14 protein-coding genes are annotated in these 17,983 nt (G+C 72.4%); 5 read left to right on the forward strand and 9 right to left on the reverse strand.

Annotated elements, in window-relative coordinates; genetic code table 11:
- Positions 1-64 precede the first annotated feature (64 nt).
- Positions 65-2,557, forward strand: coding sequence for a DEAD/DEAH box helicase (locus AC068Z_RS09580; protein ID WP_478553992.1), 2,493 nt, complete (start codon positions 65-67; stop codon positions 2,555-2,557).
- Here AC068Z_RS09580 and AC068Z_RS09585 read toward each other — a convergent pair.
- The 7 genes from AC068Z_RS09585 to ssd all read right to left on the reverse strand — a co-directional run bounded on the left by AC068Z_RS09585 (position 2,484) and on the right by ssd (position 7,931).
- On the reverse strand, positions 2,484-2,870 hold the full coding sequence (locus tag AC068Z_RS09585; protein ID WP_478553994.1) for an Rv3654c family TadE-like protein: 387 nt from the start codon (positions 2,868-2,870) through the stop codon (positions 2,484-2,486). The two genes, AC068Z_RS09580 and AC068Z_RS09585, sit on opposite strands and share 74 nt — an antisense overlap.
- Entirely contained in the window at positions 2,867-3,343 is a 477-nt protein-coding gene (locus tag AC068Z_RS09590) for a TadE family type IV pilus minor pilin (RefSeq protein WP_478553995.1), read from the reverse strand. Before AC068Z_RS09590 ends, AC068Z_RS09585 begins: the two co-directional genes overlap by 4 nt.
- The gene (locus AC068Z_RS09595; RefSeq protein WP_478553997.1) at positions 3,330-3,542 is read right to left on the reverse strand and encodes a DUF4244 domain-containing protein; all 213 of its coding nucleotides are present in this window, start codon (positions 3,540-3,542) and stop codon (positions 3,330-3,332) included. The genes AC068Z_RS09590 and AC068Z_RS09595 overlap by 14 nt, the downstream gene beginning before the upstream one ends.
- 281 nt (positions 3,543-3,823) lie before the next feature.
- Positions 3,824-4,609: a type II secretion system F family protein gene (locus tag AC068Z_RS09600; RefSeq protein WP_478553999.1), complete on the reverse strand. Its 786-nt coding sequence runs from the start codon at positions 4,607-4,609 to the stop codon at positions 3,824-3,826.
- A 62-nt stretch (positions 4,610-4,671) separates the two neighbouring features.
- Positions 4,672-5,547: a type II secretion system F family protein gene (locus AC068Z_RS09605; RefSeq protein ID WP_478554000.1), complete on the reverse strand. Its 876-nt coding sequence runs from the start codon at positions 5,545-5,547 to the stop codon at positions 4,672-4,674.
- A complete protein-coding gene (locus tag AC068Z_RS09610) occupies positions 5,540-6,769 on the reverse strand; it encodes a TadA family conjugal transfer-associated ATPase (protein WP_478554002.1) in 1,230 nt (409 codons plus the stop codon). Before AC068Z_RS09610 ends, AC068Z_RS09605 begins: the two co-directional genes overlap by 8 nt.
- 58 nt (positions 6,770-6,827) lie before the next feature.
- On the reverse strand, positions 6,828-7,931 hold the full coding sequence (ssd, locus tag AC068Z_RS09615; RefSeq protein ID WP_478554004.1) for a septum site-determining protein Ssd: 1,104 nt from the start codon (positions 7,929-7,931) through the stop codon (positions 6,828-6,830).
- A gap of 614 nt (positions 7,932-8,545) precedes the next feature.
- Here ssd and AC068Z_RS09620 point away from each other — a divergent pair.
- Entirely contained in the window at positions 8,546-9,379 is an 834-nt protein-coding gene (locus AC068Z_RS09620) for an HAD family hydrolase (RefSeq protein WP_478554005.1), read from the forward strand.
- Between the two features lie 369 nt (positions 9,380-9,748).
- Here the strand turns inward: AC068Z_RS09620 and AC068Z_RS09625 are convergent, their stop codons facing one another.
- The gene (locus tag AC068Z_RS09625) at positions 9,749-10,573 is read right to left on the reverse strand and encodes a Fic family protein (protein WP_478554007.1); all 825 of its coding nucleotides are present in this window, start codon (positions 10,571-10,573) and stop codon (positions 9,749-9,751) included.
- 101 nt (positions 10,574-10,674) lie between these two features.
- Here AC068Z_RS09625 and AC068Z_RS09630 point away from each other — a divergent pair, with 101 nt between their 5' ends.
- Positions 10,675-11,655, forward strand: coding sequence for an ATP-binding protein (locus AC068Z_RS09630; protein ID WP_478554009.1), 981 nt, complete (start codon positions 10,675-10,677; stop codon positions 11,653-11,655).
- Positions 11,656-11,662: 7 nt separating this feature from the next.
- On the opposite strand, the gene AC068Z_RS09635 is transcribed toward AC068Z_RS09630, so the two are convergent.
- Entirely contained in the window at positions 11,663-12,937 is a 1,275-nt protein-coding gene (locus AC068Z_RS09635) for a polysaccharide deacetylase family protein (RefSeq protein ID WP_478554011.1), read from the reverse strand.
- A 336-nt stretch (positions 12,938-13,273) separates the two neighbouring features.
- Between AC068Z_RS09635 and AC068Z_RS09640 the strand changes: the two genes are divergently transcribed.
- Complete coding sequence (locus AC068Z_RS09640; RefSeq protein WP_478554013.1) at positions 13,274-15,694, forward strand: bifunctional SulP family inorganic anion transporter/carbonic anhydrase; 2,421 nt, start codon at positions 13,274-13,276, stop codon at positions 15,692-15,694.
- Between the two features lie 219 nt (positions 15,695-15,913).
- On the forward strand, positions 15,914-17,869 hold the full coding sequence (gene acs, locus AC068Z_RS09645) for an acetate--CoA ligase (protein WP_478554015.1): 1,956 nt from the start codon (positions 15,914-15,916) through the stop codon (positions 17,867-17,869).
- The last annotated feature ends 114 nt before the right edge of the window (positions 17,870-17,983 follow it).

Consider the following 17,983-nt stretch of genomic DNA (forward strand, 5'->3'; position numbering starts at 1 on the left):
CTATCGAGCGGTCGTCCCTCGGGACACCTCGGCTTGAAGCCCCCAGGACGGTTCGCCAGCCGCGATGGCATTCAATCACTTACCGGCAGGCGTGCACGACGCCTTGGTCCCATTGTCCGTCACGCCAGTGACACACTCGGTGCCGATGGCCAAGAATCACCGATCCGATCGAACCCCGACGGGCCCCGTTTCCCGGGTGGACCCGGGCACGGTCCTGGGCCGGCTCGCCTCGGGGCCGAGCCGGGCTTCGCGCATCACTCATACGGAGCATGTGCCCCCGCGAGCGGGTCGGCATGCCGTCTGGCCTGACCGGATCCGTTCGGAGGTTCTCGCCGCCGTCCAGGCCGCCGGGGTCGAGCACCCCTGGGCCCATCAGGCACGCGCCGCCGAGCACGCCCTGGACGGCGATTCGGTGGTCGTCGCGACGGGCACCGCCTCCGGCAAGTCGCTGGCCTATCTGGTGCCGGTGCTCTCCGCCCTCCTGGACGGCTCAGAGGCCTCGAACGGCCGTGGCGCCACCGCGCTCTACCTGGCGCCCACGAAGGCTCTGGCGGCCGATCAGTGCCGTTCGGTGAAGGAACTTTCACATCCGCTGGGCCATTCCGTCCGGCCGGCGGTGTACGACGGGGACACGCCGTTCGAGGAACGCGAGTGGATCCGCCAGTACGCCAACTACGTCCTCACCAACCCGGACATGCTGCACCGCGGTGTCCTCCCCTCGCACGCCCGCTGGTCCTCCTTCCTGAAGGCGCTGAAGTACGTCGTCATCGACGAGTGCCACACCTACCGCGGTGTCTTCGGCTCGCACGTCGCCCAGGTGCTGCGCCGGCTGCGCCGACTGTGCGCCCGCTACGGCGCGTCGCCCGTCTTCCTGCTCGCCTCCGCGACCGCCGCGGAGCCCTCGGTGGCCGCCCGTCGCCTCACCGGCCTGCCGGTCGTGGAGGTGGCCGACGACGCCTCCCCACGCGGAGAACTGGTGTTCGCCCTCTGGGAGCCGCCGCTCACCGAGATGCAGGGCGAGAAGGGCGCCCCGGTCCGCCGTACCGCCACCGCCGAGACGGCGGATCTGCTCACCGACCTGGCGGTGCAGGGCGTGCGCTCGGTCGCCTTCGTCCGCTCCCGGCGCGGCGCCGAGCTGATCTCGGTGATCGCCCAGGAACGCCTGGCCGAGGTCGACCGCTCCCTGGCCCGCCGGGTGGCCGCCTACCGCGGCGGCTACCTCCCGGAGGAGCGGCGCGCCCTGGAACAGGCCCTGCACTCGGGCGAGCTGCTGGGCCTCGCCGCCACGACCGCCCTCGAACTCGGCATCGACGTCTCCGGCCTGGACGCGGTGGTGATCGCCGGATACCCGGGCACGCGCGCGTCCCTGTGGCAGCAGGCGGGCCGGGCCGGCCGCTCCGGCCAGGGCGCGCTGGCGGTCCTCGTCGCCCGGGACGACCCGCTGGACACGTTCCTCGTCCACCACCCCGAGGCCCTCTTCGGCCAGCCCGTGGAATCCACGGTCCTGGACCCCGACAACCCCTATGTCCTCGCCCCGCACCTGTGCGCGGCCGCGGAGGAGCTGCCGCTGGTCGAGGAGGACCTGGCGCTCTTCGGACCCGCCTGCGAGGAGCTGCTCCCGCAGCTGGAGGCCGCGAAGCTGCTCCGGCGCCGGACCAAGGCCTGGCACTGGACACGCCGGGAACGGGCCGCCGACCTCACGGACATCCGCGGCGGGGGCGGACGCCCGGTCCAGGTCGTCGAGTCCGGCACGGGCCGGCTCCTCGGCACGGTCGACGCGGGCGCGGCGCACACGACGGTGCACGAGGGCGCGGTCCACCTGCACCAGGGCCGCACGTACCTGGTCCGCTCCTTGGACCTGGAGGACTCGGTGGCCCTGGTCGAGCAGGCCGCGCCGTCGTACTCGACGGTGGCCCGGGACACCACCTCCATCTCCGTCCTGGAGACGGACACGGAGATCCCGTGGGGCGACGGCCGCCTCTGCCACGGCTCCGTCGAGGTCACCAACCAGGTGGTCTCCTTCCTGCGCCGCCGGGTGATCACCGGCGAAGTACTGGGCGAGACGAAACTCGACCTCCCTCCTCGAACGCTGCGCACCCGCGCGGTGTGGTGGACGGTCACCGAGGACCAGCTCGACGCGGCCCGGATCTCCCCGGAGATCCTCGGCGGCGCCCTGCACGCCGCCGAGCACGCGTCGATCGGCCTGCTGCCGCTGTTCGCGACGTGCGACCGCTGGGACATCGGCGGCGTCTCGGTCCCCCTCCACCCCGACACCCTGCTCCCGACGGTCTTCGTCTATGACGGCCACCCCGGCGGCGCGGGCTTCGCGGAACGCGCCTTCCACACCGCCCGCGCCTGGCTCACCGCCACCCGCGAGGCCATCGCCTCCTGCGAGTGCGAGGCCGGCTGCCCGTCCTGCGTCCAGTCCCCCAAGTGCGGCAACGGCAACGACCCACTCCACAAGAGGGGCGCGGTACGGCTGCTCACGGAGCTGTTGCGGGGGGCGCCGGAGATACCGGAAGCCCTGGTGGACCCGGGGGTCCCGCCCGCGCCCTGACCTCCGCCGCGAACGGTCCGCCGCCCGCCGCCGCGGTCACGTCCGAGACGTCGCCCACGAGCGCGCAACGGACCAGCCGGGTGCCCTGCGCGCGAGCCACCTCGTCCGCCCGCGCGCAGGCCGCCGCGGCTCCCTCCGCCCAGTGGTCGGCCGCCGCCAGCGCGGCGAGGTCGGCGCCGCCCGCCGCGCGGTGCCGGGTGACGACGGCCTGCCCCAGGGCGAGCACGACTCCGAACACCACGCAGAGGACGGCCACGACGGCGACGGTCCACACGGTGGCGGAGCCCTGGTCGCCCGAGCCGCGGGAGTTCATCGGCTCACCCCTCTCGTCCCCGAGGGCGCCGGAGGGGCCTGCTCAGGCGCCGCCCCGGCCTGCTCAGGCGCCGCCCCGGCCGCGTCTCCTACGGCCGTGGCCTCTTCCGCCGTGGCCTCTTCCGCCGCCGCCACGGCCACCTCCCGTACCTCGAAGGGCAGTCCCCGCAGCGCCGGCGGCTTGGCTACGACGACCACCCTGACGTGGCCGCCGGTGCGGCTGACGGTGACCTCGGCGCCCGACGGGGCGGCTTCCTCGGTCACCGCCACGACCGCGTCGGCCGGATCCTGGCGAGCCGCCGCGCGGGCACCCGTGCGGGCCGCGTCCACGCACTGGATCTGGGCGGCGATGACGAGCAGCCCCCACACCAGCGCCATCGCGAACATGACCAGCACGGGCAGCACCACCGCGGACTCCGCCGTCACGAACCCGCGGTCGGCCGCGCGCTCTCCCCGCCTCCTACATCCGCGCATCGAGCGCCTTCTTCACGATCGCCTGCAGCTCCGCGCTGACCTGCCCGCTGGTCACCACCTTGTAGAGCACGACGGCGAACGCCACCGCCGCGATGATCCCCATCGCGTACTCCGAGGTGACCATCCCCGAGTCCCGCCGCGCGCCGAACGCCCGCATACGTGCCCGTACTACTCGCATCGCCTGTAGTGCCTTGTTCATGTGAACCCCCGTGGGAATCAGTCCTGTTGCCTACGAATGCCGCGCGCCGAACGACTGCCGTGGCCCGCGTCTGGTCGGTGCCGAGTGAATGCCTCGCCCGCGTCTGGTCGGTGCCGAGTGAATGCCTCGCCCGCGCCTGTTCGGGCCGATGGCCTGGTCAGTGCCGTCGCCTGGTCAATGCCGACCGCCAGGCTCAGTGCCGTCGGCTGGTCGGTGCCGACCTCCGGGCTCAGTGCCGTCGGCTGGTCAATGCCGACCGCCGGCTCAGTGCCGATCTCTCGTCATCCACCACCCCCTCCCAGCACCCCGTCCGCCAGCCCGATCACCACCGGCAGGACACCCACCGCGATGAAGGCGGGCAGGAAGCACAGCCCCACCGGCGCGGAGACCATGACCGCCGCCCGCCGCGCCCGGGCCGTAGCACTACGCGCCCAGGTCGCGCGGGCGTCCGCCGCCAGCCGTGCGGCCGGGCCGGCCGCCGGAAGTCCGGACACATCGGCCCGCTCCAGCAGCCTCGCGAGGTCACCGGCGCCGGGGAGTGCCGCCAACTTCCGCCAGGCCTCACCCGGTTCGCCGCCCAGTCGCACCTCCGCCGCACCCCGCGCCAGCCCTTCCCCCACCGGACCGCCCAGCGCCTCGCCCACGGCCTGCGCAGCGATCACCGGCCCGGCTCCGGCGGCCACACAGGCCGCCAACAGATCCGCGGCGAGGGGAAGTTGCCGGGCCGCCTCGGCGGCGTCGTACTCCTCGTCCACGGAGGCCGCCCGCCGCCCGCGCCACCGGTCCACGGCAACCGCGCAGACCAGTCCCGCCCCGACGCCCGCGAGACCGCCGACCAGCACCCATCCCGCGCACCCCACGGCCACGGCAGGAACCCACCGCCGCACCAGCCCCCGTACGTCGAACCTCGGCGCGACCGGAACCATCTCCCCGGCGCCCACGAGCGCGACCATCCGCCGCCGCACCCTCCGCTCACACCGCACGGCCCCCACCCACCGCACCAGCCACACCAGGCCCAGCGCCATCCCCACAACAACCCCCAGCCTGTGGACAACTTCCGCACTCACAGCCCCTCCTCACCCGACCTCCGATGCACAACCCGCCGCCCTCACACCCCCGCCGGCCCCCTTCACACCCCCTCCGCCCCCCGAACAATCCGCAGCGCCCACCAGACCCCCACCCCCTCCAGAACCCCACCGGCGAACAGGCACCCCAGCCCTGACCCGGTATGCAGCAGCACCCGCAGCGGATCGGCGCCCATGACCGCGCCCAGGAGCAGCCCCAGGACCGGCAGCCCGGCGAGCATCAGCGCCGTGGAGCGGGCGCCGGCCAACTGCGCTCGCAGGTCGGCTCGTTGGTCCCGTTCGGCCCGTAGCGCCGCTTCGAGCCGGTCGAGTCCGGCCGCGAGGCCCGCCCCCTGGTCGACAGCCACTCGCCAGCACGCGGCGAGTCCGCGCAGCCCCTCGGCACCCGGTTGCCGTGCCGCCGCGGCCAAGGCGCCGGGGACCTCGCCGCCGAACCGCGCGGCGGCCAGTACCGCCGTCTGCGCGTCACCGAGCCCGCCGGAGTCCCGCGCCGCCCGCAGCAACGCCTCGCCCGGCTGCCGTCCCGCGCGCACCTCCCCGGCGAGCGCCGCGCAGAGCGCGATCACCGCGTCGCCGCGCCGTTCCCGCGCCCGGCGCTCCTGGCCGGCCACCCGCACCCGCCGCAGCAACGGCACCCCGGCCGCCCCGGCGATCAGCGGCAGCACCGAGGCCCCGAGCACCGCCAGCACGAGCCCGACGACCACCGCCCCCCACTCGGCCCGCAACCGCCCCCGGATCCGCCGCAGTTCCTCGACCGCCGACCGCCAAGCGGGCGGCCCGGCCCCCACCACCCCGCCTCCGGCCAGCAGCAACCGAGCTCGCCGCGCCCCGGTGTCCCGCCCGCTCAGCAGCCACAGAGCGGCACCGGCTACCAGCACCGCCGCGCCCGCCGAAGGGCCGCCCATCGCCGTCTCACCCATCGCGATCCCCGCTCCCCACCTCGAATTCCCCGTCCCGGAGCAGCCCCCGCAGCCGCCCCCACCCCCGCTCCGCCACGAACGCCCCCGCCTGCCACCGCAGCGCCGGCACCGTCCGCACCAGCCCGGACGCGTCCCGCTCCAGCACCTGCACCTCGGCGACCCGCCGCCGTCCGTCGCGCCCTCGTACGAGATGCAGGACCACCGACAGCGCGGCCGCCAACTGGCTGTGCAGCGCGGCCCGGTCGAGCCCCGCCGCCGTGCCGAGCGCCTCGAGCCGGGCCGGCACATCGGCCGCCGCGTTGGCGTGCAGGGTGCCGCAGCCGCCCTCGTGGCCCGTGTTGAGCGCCGCCAGCAGATGGACCACCTCCGGTCCGCGCACCTCCCCCACGACCAGCCGGTCCGGGCGCATCCGCAGTGCCTGGCGGACCAGGTCCTGGAGCGTGACGAGCCCGGCGCCCTCCTGGTTGGCGGGTCTGCTCTCCAGCCGGACGACGTGGGGGTGGTCGGGCCGCAGTTCCGCGGAGTCCTCGGCGAGCACGATCCGTTCGCCCGGTCCGACCAGGCCGAGCAGCGCGCTCAGCAGCGTGGTCTTGCCGCTGCCGGTGCCGCCGCTGATGAGGAAGGACAGCCGTGCCTCCATCAGCGCCCGCAGCACCCGGTCCCCGCCCGGCGGGACCGTGCCGGCGGCCACCAGTTCGTCGAGCGTGAACGCGCGCGGCCGTACGACCCGAAGGGACAGGCAGGCACAGCCGACGGCCACCGGGGGCAGCACGGCGTGCAGCCGGGTCCCGTCGGGCAGCCGGGCGTCGGCCCAGGGTCGCGCGTCGTCCAGGCGGCGTCCGGCCACGGCGGCCAGGCGCTGCGCGAGGCGCCGTACGGCCGCCGCGTCGGGGAAGCGCACCCCGGTCAGTTCGAGACCGCCGCCGCGGTCCACCCACACCCGGTCCGGAGCCGACACCAGCACATCGGTCACCGACGGGTCGGCGAGCAGCGGTTCGAGCGGGCCGCTGCCGACCAGTTCGGACCGCAACTGCTCGGCGGCCCCGAGAACTTCGGCGTCCCCCAGCACCCGCCCCTGCTCGCGCAGCGCCTGCGCCACGCGCGCGGGTGTCGGCTCGGCCCCGCTCTCCGCCAGCCTGCGCCGCACCCCGTCGAGCAACGCCGGGGTCAGATCGGCCCCACCAGAGGAACGGGGCACCTCGAGCCCCGGAAACGTACTCATGGTGCCGCCCCCGCCTCGCGCGGCACCGAGCAGCGCCCCTGAAGTCCCAGCTCCGTACTCACGCCGCACCCGCCTCCACCAACGCCCGCTCCCAGAACTCCCGGCAGAAGCGCGCCAGTGGGCCCCGGCCCGCCGCGGCGGGTGGTGTCCTGCTGTCGTGCGCGCGGCGCAGGCCGGCCTCGACCGGTACCTCTCCGGCCAGCGGAAGGCCGAGGAGCCGGGCCACCTCGCGGTCGTCGAGGCCGGGGGCGTACGGTCCGCGCACCGCCACCCGCAGATCCCCGAGCACCATCCCGACCGCGGAGGCCACCCGCCCGGCCGCCGCGACGGCGCGCAGTTCGCCGGGGACGACGAGGAGGCCGAGGTCGAGCTGGGCGAGCGCCTCGGCGACGCCGTCGTCGATCCGGCGCGGCAGGTCCACCACGACCGTGCCGCCCCGGCGCCGGGCGGCGGCCAGCACCGCCCGAACGGCCTGCGGCGGGACGGCGACACAGTCCCCGCGGTCCCAGCTGAGCACCCGCAGGGAGTGGAGCTCGGGCAGCGACTCCTCCAGGGCGCCGCCGCCGACCCGCCCGCGCGAGGCAGCGAAAGCCGGCCAGCGCAGCCCCTCGGCGGTCTCGCCGCCGAGGAGTACGTCGAGTCCGCCGCCCAGGGGATCGGCGTCCACGAGCAGGGTGCGCAGCCCCTCCCGCGCGGAGGTGACGGCGAGGGCGCACGCGAGCGTGGACGCCCCCGCGCCGCCCCGCCCGCCGATGACTCCGACGGTGAGGGCGGGCCTGCCCACGCCCTCGGCGACGTCGGCGATCCGGTCGACCAGCCACTGCTCCCCGTCGGGGAGCATCAGGACATGGTCGGCGCCGATCTCGACGGCCCGCCGCCATACCCCGGAGTCGTCCTGGTCCCGGCCGACCAGCACCACCCCGCCTCTGCGGGCGGCTCCGCGCACCCGGCGTGCGGCGTCGTCGCCGACCAGGACGAGCGGCGCGGCCTCCCAGTTTCCGTGCGTCTCCGGGACGCCGTGATGGACCTCGGGCGTGGCGCCCGCCGCCGCGCACAGGCGCAGCAGGTCGTCCAGCAGATCGGCGTCCTCGGTGACGATCAGTGGTGCGCCCGGCCGGCCGGAGGCGGCGGGCGGTGGTTCCTTTGTGACGGCTGCGGCCACTTCTCTCCCCCTTCGCTGCTTCTCTCGCGCGGCCCGTGCGGCCCCGCGATTCCCGAACGTGTGAAGAACCGGCGACCGGTCTCCATAGGAGCGGCCGATACGAACCGGCCAAACACGCCCGACTAACCGCAACCGGCCATGAAGTCGGCTCCGGCGGGACGCGTTGGAATCACGGTGCAGCGATGCCGGAAATCGTGTGGATCTTGGTCGATAACTGTGGACAACTCAGTGGTTGTGAATATCGCTGTCACCCATACCGGTGACCCCAGTACGGGCCTCGTACGGGCCCCGCACGGACCTCGCACCGGCCGCCGCACGGCTTCCGCAGAGCAGCAAGACGACTACGCACAGTGACGAATCCTGGGCATGGCTAAAGGACGGCCGCAGCCGTCTCGATACGGCCCTGCGGCCGCGTAAGAAGAGTGAAAACCCGTCCGGACATGCGACGACCCCCGCCGGGGGGGAGAGCGGGGGTCGTCCCCACGGCCGACTCGGGGGGGGAGGAGTCGGACCGGGTTAGCACGGTCGCGAACGATCCGTGACTTCCATGGTGTACCCGAGAGCCCTCTCAGGCAAACCCACGCGCCCCACCTTACGCCGAATGGGCTGCGCCTATGCTCGGGGTCGTGGAAAACCACTCCTTGCCCCGCACAGCGGCCTTCTTTGACCTGGACAAGACGGTCATTGCGAAGTCGAGCACGCTCACGTTCAGCAAGTCCTTCTACCAAGGCGGACTGATCAACCGCAGGGCCGCCTTGCGGACCGCCTACGCCCAGTTCGTCTTCCGGGTGGGCGGTATGGACCATGACCAGATGGAGCGCACGCGCGAGTACCTCTCCGCGCTCGTCCGAGGCTGGAACGTCCAGCAGGTCAAGGAGATCGTCGCCGAGACCCTGCACGGCCTGATCGACCCGATCATCTACGACGAGGCCGCCTCCCTCATCGAGGAGCACCACACGGCAGGGCGCGACGTCGTGATCGTGTCCACGTCGGGCGCCGAGGTCGTCGAGCCGATCGGCGAACTGCTCGGCGCCGACCGCGTGGTGGCCACCCGGATGGTCGTGGGGGACGACGGCTGCTTCACCGGGGAGGTGGAGTACTACGCCTACGGCCCGACGAAAGCGGAAGCCATCAGGGAGCTGGCCGAGTCCGAGGGGTACGACCTCTCCCGGTGCTACGCCTACAGCGACTCGGCGACCGACCTGCCGATGCTTCAGTCCGTCGGTCATCCGCATGCCGTGAACCCGGACCGGGCGCTGCGCCGCGAGGCACTCGCGCGCGGGTGGCCGATTCTCGACTTCCACCGCCCGGTACGGCTCAAGCAGCGGCTGCCCGCGCTCTCCGTCCCGGCCCGTCCGGCGCTCGTCGCGGCGGCGGCCATAGGAGCCGCGGCGGCCACCGCGGGGCTCGTCTGGTACGCCAGCAGGCGCCGTACGGCAATGGCCTGACCTGCGTCGACACCGGCCTGTGGAACCGCCCGACCGACCGGTGCCCGTTTGGCTCAGGTTTGGGCCCAAAAGTAAAGAACCGCAGCCAGGACTTCCGCTTGCTCCGGAGTCGGAGTAGAAAGGAGTCAACGGCCCGCGAGACCAAGGACATCCGAGAGGATCACCTTAAAAACGCAATTGGCCCCACGGACCGAGCATGAACACCGGGCACCCACGCGACGTCGACCCGTCGATTACGGGCCAGCCGCACCAGGTGACGGGCAAAGTCCCCGGCCTGATGGGCAACATATCGAGGACGCTTGGTAACCAGGTGAACATGCCAGCGGCGGTACGAATCCTCGTACCGCCGCAACCCTTTTCCGGGGGGCCTTACGCGGCCCCGCGCTGCAGCGCCTCGCACACCGCCGTCGACTCGCGCGCACCCAGCTCGACCGCCTTGCCGCAGTGGGCGATCCAGGCGGCCATGCCCTCGGCGGTGCCGGAGACATAGCCGTCGAGCGCCGCGAGATAGGCGGCGGCGCCGAGTTCGGCGTAACCGACCTCGGAGGGGCACACGGACTTCGGGTCGAGGCCGCTGCCCACCAGCACGATCCGCTCGGCCGCCCGCGCGACGAGGCCGTTGTGGGAGGTGAAGGGGCGCAGCGCCAGCAGCTCACCGTGCACGACGGCGGCGGTCACCAGCGCCGGGGCCGAGCCGCCCGCGATGATCAGCTCGGACAGTCCGTCCAGCCGGCCGTGGACCTCCTCGGCGCTCGGCGGCGGCAGCTCCACCAGCGGCTCGTCGACCGGCTCGCCCGCCTGACGCGGCCGTCCGACCTCCGGGCCGTTGGTCGCCGCCGCCACCAGGTGCAGCCGGGCCAGCACCCGCAGCGGCGACTGGCGCCAGATGGACAGCAGTTGGCCCGCCTCGGCGGTCAGCCGCAGGGCGGCGCCCATGACGCGCGCCTCGTCGTCACCGCTGAAGTCGGTGCGCCGGCGCACCTCCTCCAGCGCCCAGTCGGCTCCGGACAGCGCCGCCGAGCCGCGGGCGCCGCGCAGCGCCGCCTCGGAGGTGATCTCGTTGCTGCGGCGGCGCATGATCCGGTGTCCGTAGACCCGGTCCACGGCCTTGCGCACGGACTCCACGGACTCGGCCACACCGGGCAGCGCACCCAGGGCGGCGAGCGGATCGGCGGTCGCGCCTGTCGTACTCATGAGTACGACATTACGCATCCGGCGGCCGGACCCCACGATCGAGTGGCGTTCTTCACGCGAATCCGTCCTGCGCCGCCGCCCCGGCACTACCCTTACTGAACATGAAAATTGCTTTCGTCGGGAAGGGCGGCAGCGGCAAGACGACCCTGTCCTCCCTGTTCATCCGGCATCTCGCGGCGGCCGGGGCACCGGTGGTCGCGATCGACGCCGACATCAACCAGCACCTGGGTGCCGCGCTGGGCCTGGACGACTCCGCGGCGGCCGCGCTGCCCGCGATGGGCGACCGGCTCCGGCTGATCAAGGACTATCTGCGCGGCTCGAACCCGCGGATCGCGTCCGCCGAGACAATGATCAAGACGACCCCGCCCGGCGAGGGCTCACGGCTGCTGCGGGTGTGCGAGCCCAATCCGGTCTACGACGCCTGCGCACGGCCGGTGGAACTCGACGGCGGCGCCGTCCGTTTGATGGTCACCGGCCCCTTCACCGACGCCGACCTGGGGGTCGCCTGCTACCACTCCAAGACCGGAGCGGTGGAGCTGTGCCTGAACCACCTGGTGGACGGGCCGGGCGAGTACGTCGTGGTGGACATGACCGCCGGCTCCGACTCCTTCGCCTCCGGCATGTTCACCCGCTTCGACATCACGTTCCTCGTCGCCGAGCCGACCCGGAAGGGGGTCTCCGTCTATCGCCAGTACAAGGAGTACGCCCGTGACTTCGGCGTCGAGCTGAAGGTCGTCGGCAACAAGGTGCACGGTCAGGAGGACCTCGACTTCCTGCGCGCGGAAGTGGGCGACGACCTGCTCGTCACGGTGGGGCACTCGGACTGGGTGCGCTCCATGGAGAAGGGCCGCCCGCCCCGGTTCGACCTCCTGGAGGACGTCAACCGCCGCGCCCTGCACCGGTTGCGGGAGGCGGCGGACGCGACGTACGAAGGGCGCGACTGGGAGCGCTACACGCGCCAGATGGTGCACTTCCACCTGAAGAACGCCCAGTCGTGGGGGAACGAGCGGACGGGGGCCGACCTGGCCGCGCAGGTCGACCCGTCCTTCGTACTCGGCGAGAGCGTCGCCGCTCCCGCCTGAGCCGGAGCTACTGCCGGGCCGCCGGCGCCCCGGGCACGCCCTTCGGGGCCGGGGCGGGGCGGTCCGAGAGGAAGGACTCCCAGCCCCGCCTCGGGGCCTCGCCGACCTTCAGGGTGGTGAGCCTGGCCAGCACGTCGGGGTCCTGGGCGTCCAGCCAGTCGGCGAGCTGACGGAAGGAGACGCAGCGCACCTCGGGCTTGGTGCACACGCCCTCGATGACGTCCTCGACGGCACGCATGTAGGTGCCGCCGTTCCAGGACTCGAAGTGGTTGCCGATGATCAGGGGCGCGCGGTTGCCGTCGTAGGCACGCTGGAAGCCCTGGAGCAGGCCGTCGCGCATCTGGTTGCCCCAGAACTCGTACTTGTCGGGGTCACCCTGGCTGGTGGTGCCGGACTGGTTGACCATGAAGTTGTAGTCCATGGTCAGCTGCTCGAAGGTGCGCCCGGGGAACGGCACGAGCTGCATCGACAGATCCCACAGGCCGTCCTTCTTCTTCGGCCAGACCTGGTCGTTGACCCCGCTGGTGTCGTAGCGGAACCCCAGCTCGCGGGCGGCCTGCATGAAGTTCTTCTGGCCCTCGAGGCAGGGCGTGCGGGCGCCGATGAGCTCCTTGTCGTAGTCGAAGGGCAGCGGCGAGGCGGTCTTCATCCCGGTGTTGGTCTTCCAGGACTTCACGAACTGCTTCGCCTGGGCGATCTCGTCCTTCCACTCCTCGACGGACCACTCGCCGACGCCGCCGCCCTTGCCGCAGAAGTGGCCGTTGAAGTGGGTGCCGATCTCGTTGCCCTCCAGCCACGCGCCGCGCAGCTGCTCCACGGTGTCGGCGATGCCCTGCTCGTCGTTGAAGCCGATGTCGGAGCGGCCGGGCGAGTGCTGCGGCGGCCGGTACAGGTCGCGCTTGTGCTCGGGGAGCATGTACACGCCGCTCAGGAAGTACGTCATGGTCGCGTTGTTGGCCTTGGCGACCTTGCGGAAGTGGGAGAACAGCCGCTGGCCGTCCTCGCCCGCGCCGTCCCAGGAGAACACCACGAACTGCGGCGGCTTCTGACCGGGCTTCAGCCGCTCGGCTCTGGGCAGGTGCGGCTGGGCCCCGGTGTAAGCGGTCGAACCGTCGCCGATCAGCCGGACCACGCTCTTGGGCGGGCCCTGGGCCGGCTTCTCCTTCTGCGGGCCGGAAACCCCGGCCCGGGAGGCGTCGCTGCCGATCGAGCAGCCGGCGAGTGATGCGGCACAGACCGCGGCGACCACGGCGCCCGCGGCGATCCTCTGGGTGGCGGCCATGTTCCGCCCACCTACTTCCTTCTCTCAGGCCAACGCGGATAGGGCGTTTTCCGCTGATACGCCGGAAAGCGCCGACAGCGCCGCCAAAGTCGCACGAGGCCAAGAAGGAATTAGTACGACAAGCCGACAAAAAGGCCACTTCACTCTTCTGGGTGAGCTATTCGACCATTTGCCCGGAAAGTCTATGCTCTCCCTTTACTCTGCATTACGATCCGTTTACCGAGCGTTGATTCATCCCGCCGCTGCACGCCGTGACCCACGGCCGCGACCCGCCCCCGCTTCCCACGGGGGACCACCAGATCCGCGACCGCGCTGCCCCGGAGGAGACGGGAAACCATGTCAGCCTGCGTCCCCACACGTACCACCGACCCCACTCGGACCGAGCGCGACCACGAGCCGCACAGTCCGCCGCCCACCCGTCCCCGCCGGTTCCGCATCGCCGGCGCCGACGTCTCCGCGTCGATCGCGGTCTTCCTGATCGCCCTGCCGCTGTCCCTCGGCATCGCGCTCGCCACCGGCGCGCCCCTCCAGGCCGGGCTCGTGGCCGCCGCCGTGGGCGGGCTCGTCGTCGGCCGGCTCGGCGGCTCCGCGCTCCAGGTCAGCGGCCCCGCCGCCGGTCTCACGGTGGTCACCGCCGACCTCATCCAGCGCTACGGCTGGCGCACCACCTGCGCCATCACCGTCCTCGCCGGACTCGCCCAACTGGGCCTGGGCTGCCTGCGCGTGGCGCGCACCGCGCTCGCCGTCAGCCCCGCCATCGTGCACGGCATGCTCGCGGGCATCGGCGTCACCATCGCCGTCGCCCAGCTGCACATCGTCCTCGGCGGCACTCCCCAGAGCTCCGTCCCCGACAACCTGCTCGCCCTGCCCGCCCAGTTGGCCGATCTGCATCCGGCCGCCGTGTCGGTGAGCGCCCTCACCCTCGCGCTGCTGTTGCTCTGGCCACGCCTCCCCGGCCGGGCCGGACGGCTGCTGCGCAAGATCCCGGCCGCCCTTGTCGCCGTCGCCGGCGCGACCGCGACCGCCTCGCTCGCCGGACTTCAGCTGCCCAAGGTCGACCTGCCGTCCTGGAGCAGTCACGCCCTGGCCGGACTCCCCGAGGGCCCGGTGCTCGGCCTCGTGGCCGCCGTGCTGACCACCACCCTGGTGTGCAGTGTGCAGTCCCTGCTCGGCGCGGTCGCCACCGACAAGATGGTCGCCGCCCGTCCCGGACTGCCCGCCCGTGTCGGCCGCTCCGACCTCGACCGCGAACTGCTCGGACAGGGCGCCGCCAACATCGTCTCCGGCGGCCTCGGCGGACTGCCCGTGGCGGGGGTCGCGGTGAGAAGTACGGCGAATGTGCACGCCGGTGCCGTGAGCCGGAACTCCACGATGCTGCACGGCGTTCTCGTAGTAGTCGCCACGCTGCTGATGGTCCCGCTCCTGGAGCTCATCCCGCTCGCCTCGCTCGCCGCCCTGGTGATGGCCGTCGGCATCCAGATGGTGTCCCTGCACCACATCCGCACGGTGACCCGACACCGGGAAGTGCTGGTCTACGCCGTCACCACCGCCGGCGTGGTCTTCTTCGGCGTCCTGGAGGGCGTGACGCTGGGGATCGCCGTGGCCGTCGCCGTCTCCCTGAACCGGCTCGCCCGCACCCGCATCACCCATGAGGAGAAGGAAGGAGTCCATCACGTACACGTCCGAGGCCAGTTGACCTTCCTCGCCGTGCCGCGACTCAGCCGCGCCCTGCACCTCGTCCCCCAAGGAGTCCGGGCCGTCGTGGAATTGGACGGGTCCTTCATGGATCACGCGGCGTACGAGACGCTCCAGGACTGGCAGAACACGCACACCGCGCAGGGTGGTTCCGTCGAGCTCACGGGCCGCCGAGCGGGGTTGCGGATCGCCGAGCCCGGGGTCCCCACCACCTCGCACACCGAGGCGGGCGCCGCCGACCTGGCCGCCTCCACCGGTTGCCGCTGCCGTCCCTGGACGCCCTGGCGCAACCACCAGTGCGAGCGCCCGGACCCGGCGCCCTCGTCCGGTGCGGGACCGGACGCGCCCAGCGGTGACGTCGCGGCGGACGCGCCCGGGGCCGGCCATGGCCCGAGCGGGCATGAACTGGCGCGTGGCATCAGCGCGTTCCAGCGCCACACCGCTCCGCTGGTGCGCGGTGAGCTGGCCCGGCTGGCGCGAGAGGGGCAGCGGCCCTCCCAGCTGTTCCTCACCTGCGCCGACTCGCGCCTGGTCACCTCGATGATCACCTCCAGTGGTCCGGGAGACCTGTTCGTGGTGCGCAATGTGGGCAACCTCGTGCCGCTTCCCGGCGAGGAGAGCGGGGACGACTCGGTGGCGGCCGCGATCGAGTACGCGGTGGAGGTGCTGAAGGTGCGCTCCATCACGGTGTGCGGGCACTCCGGGTGCGGGGCGATGCAGGCGCTGCTGAACTCCGAGCCCGGCGGCGCGCGGACCCCGCTCAAGCGGTGGCTGCGGCATGGGCTGCCGAGTCTGGAGCGCATGGCCGAGGGCGAGGGCCCGGGGGCGCGGCTGGCGGGGCGGGAGCCGGCCGACGCGGTCGAGCAGTTGTGCCTGACCAATGTGGTTCAGCAGCTGGAACATCTGCGGGCCCATGAGTCGGTGTCCCAGGCACTGCGGGACGGGATGCTGGAGCTGCACGGGATGTACTTCCACGTGGGCGAGGCACAGGCGTATCTGCTCGCCGGGTCGGACGAGGACCGGGTGTTCGATCATGTGCGGGCGGCGGACCTGTCCGCCTGAGCGGCGGGAGCCGGGGCCGGAGTGTGAAAGGCGTTACAGCGGCTGAACTCCGCCTGGTCAGCGTCCGTGGGTACGGGTGACGCCGACTGCCGGACAACGGCCGTGGACAGGGCCGCACACAGGTCTAAACCAATTTCCCGTCGGCCCTTGTCATCGGGCCCCCGGGTCTGATGAGCTGTGGCCTGGGACACAACGGACACCCTGGGAAAGGGAGATGTCGTGAGCAACGAAAGCCTGGCCAACCTCTTGAAGGAGGAGCGACGCTTCGCGCCGCCCGCTGACCTGGCCGAGCACGCCAACGTCACCGCGGAGGCGTACGAGCGGGCCAAGGCTGACAGGCTCGGCTTCTGGGCCGAGCAGGCCCGTCGGCTGACCTGGGCCAAGGAGCCGACACAGACGCTGGACTGGTCGAACCCGCCGTTCGCGAAGTGGTTCAAGGACGGCGAGCTCAACGTCGCGTACAACTGCGTGGACCGGCATGTCGAGGCCGGGCTCGGGGACCGGGTCGCCATCCACTTCGAGGGCGAGCCCGGCGACAGCCGCGCGATCACCTACGCCCAGCTCAAGGACGAGGTCTCCAAGGCAGCGAACGCCCTGCTGGAGCTCGGTGTGCGGCAGGGCGACCGGGTCGCCGTCTACATGCCGATGATCCCCGAGACGGCGGTCGCGATGCTCGCGTGCGCCCGGATCGGCGCCGCTCACTCGGTCGTCTTCGGCGGCTTCTCCGCCGACGCGCTCGCGACCCGCATCCAGGACGCCGACGCACGTGTCGTCATCACCTCCGACGGCGGCTACCGGCGCGGCAAGCCGTCCGCGCTGAAGCCGGCCGTCGACGAGGCGGTCTCCAAGGCGGGCAACGTCGAGCACGTCCTCGTGGTCCGGCGCACCGGCCAGGAGGTCGCCTGGGACGACAGCCGGGACGTGTGGTGGCACGAGGTCGTGGACCGGCAGTCCGCCGAGCACGAGCCGGAGGCGTTCAACGCCGAGCAGCCGCTGTTCATCCTCTACACCTCGGGCACCACGGGTAAGCCGAAGGGCATCCTGCACACCTCCGGCGGCTACCTCACCCAGGCGTCGTACACCCACCACGCCGTCTTCGACCTCAAGCCGGCAACCGACGTCTACTGGTGCACGGCCGACGTCGGCTGGGTCACCGGGCACTCGTACATCGTGTACGGGCCACTGGCCAACGGCGCCACCCAGGTGATGTACGAGGGCACCCCGGACACCCCGCACCAGGGCCGGTTCTGGGAGATCGTGCAGAAGTACGGGGTGACGATCCTGTACACGGCGCCCACCGCCATCCGTACGTTCATGAAGTGGGGCGACGACATCCCCGCGAAGTTCGACCTGAGCAGCCTGCGGGTGCTCGGGTCGGTCGGTGAGCCGATCAACCCCGAGGCGTGGATCTGGTACCGCAAGCACATCGGCGGCGACCGCACCCCCATCGTGGACACCTGGTGGCAGACCGAGACCGGCGCGATGATGATCTCGCCGCTGCCGGGCGTCACCCAGACCAAGCCCGGCTCGGCGCAGACCCCGCTGCCCGGCATCTCCGCGACGGTCGTCGACGACGAGGCGAACGAGGTGCCGAACGGCGGCGGTGGCTATCTGGTGCTGACCGAGCCGTGGCCGTCGATGCTGCGCACCATCTGGGGCGACGACCAGCGCTTCCTCGACACCTACTGGTCGCGGTTCGAGGGCAAGTACTTCGCCGGTGACGGCGCGAAGAAGGACGACGACGGCGACATCTGGCTGCTCGGCCGCGTCGACGACGTCATGCTCGTCTCCGGGCACAACATCTCCACCACCGAGGTCGAGTCGGCCCTGGTCTCCCACCCGTCGGTCGCCGAGGCGGCCGTGGTGGGCGCGGCGGACGAGACCACGGGCCAGGCGATCGTCGCCTTCGTGATCCTCAGGGGTACGGCGGCGGAGACCGAGGGCCTGGTGGCGGAGCTGCGCGACCACGTGGGCGCCACCCTCGGCCCGATCGCCAAGCCGAAGCGGATCCTGCCGGTGGCGGAGCTGCCCAAGACCCGCTCCGGCAAGATCATGCGCCGACTGCTGCGGGACATCGCGGAGAACCGCGAGCTGGGTGACGTCACCACCCTGACCGACAGCAGCGTCATGCAGCTCATCCAGGCCAAGCTCCCGGCGGCACCGAGCGAGGACTGACGGCCGTCACGACGGAGACGCCCGGCACGCACCGTGCCGGGCGTTTTCCCGTGCCCGGGCGGGATCCCGCGTGTGCGCCCCCGCCGTACGTTAGATAGGCTAAACAAAACGCAA

The sequence above is a fragment of the Streptomyces sp. NPDC043726 genome, from assembly GCF_056436565.1.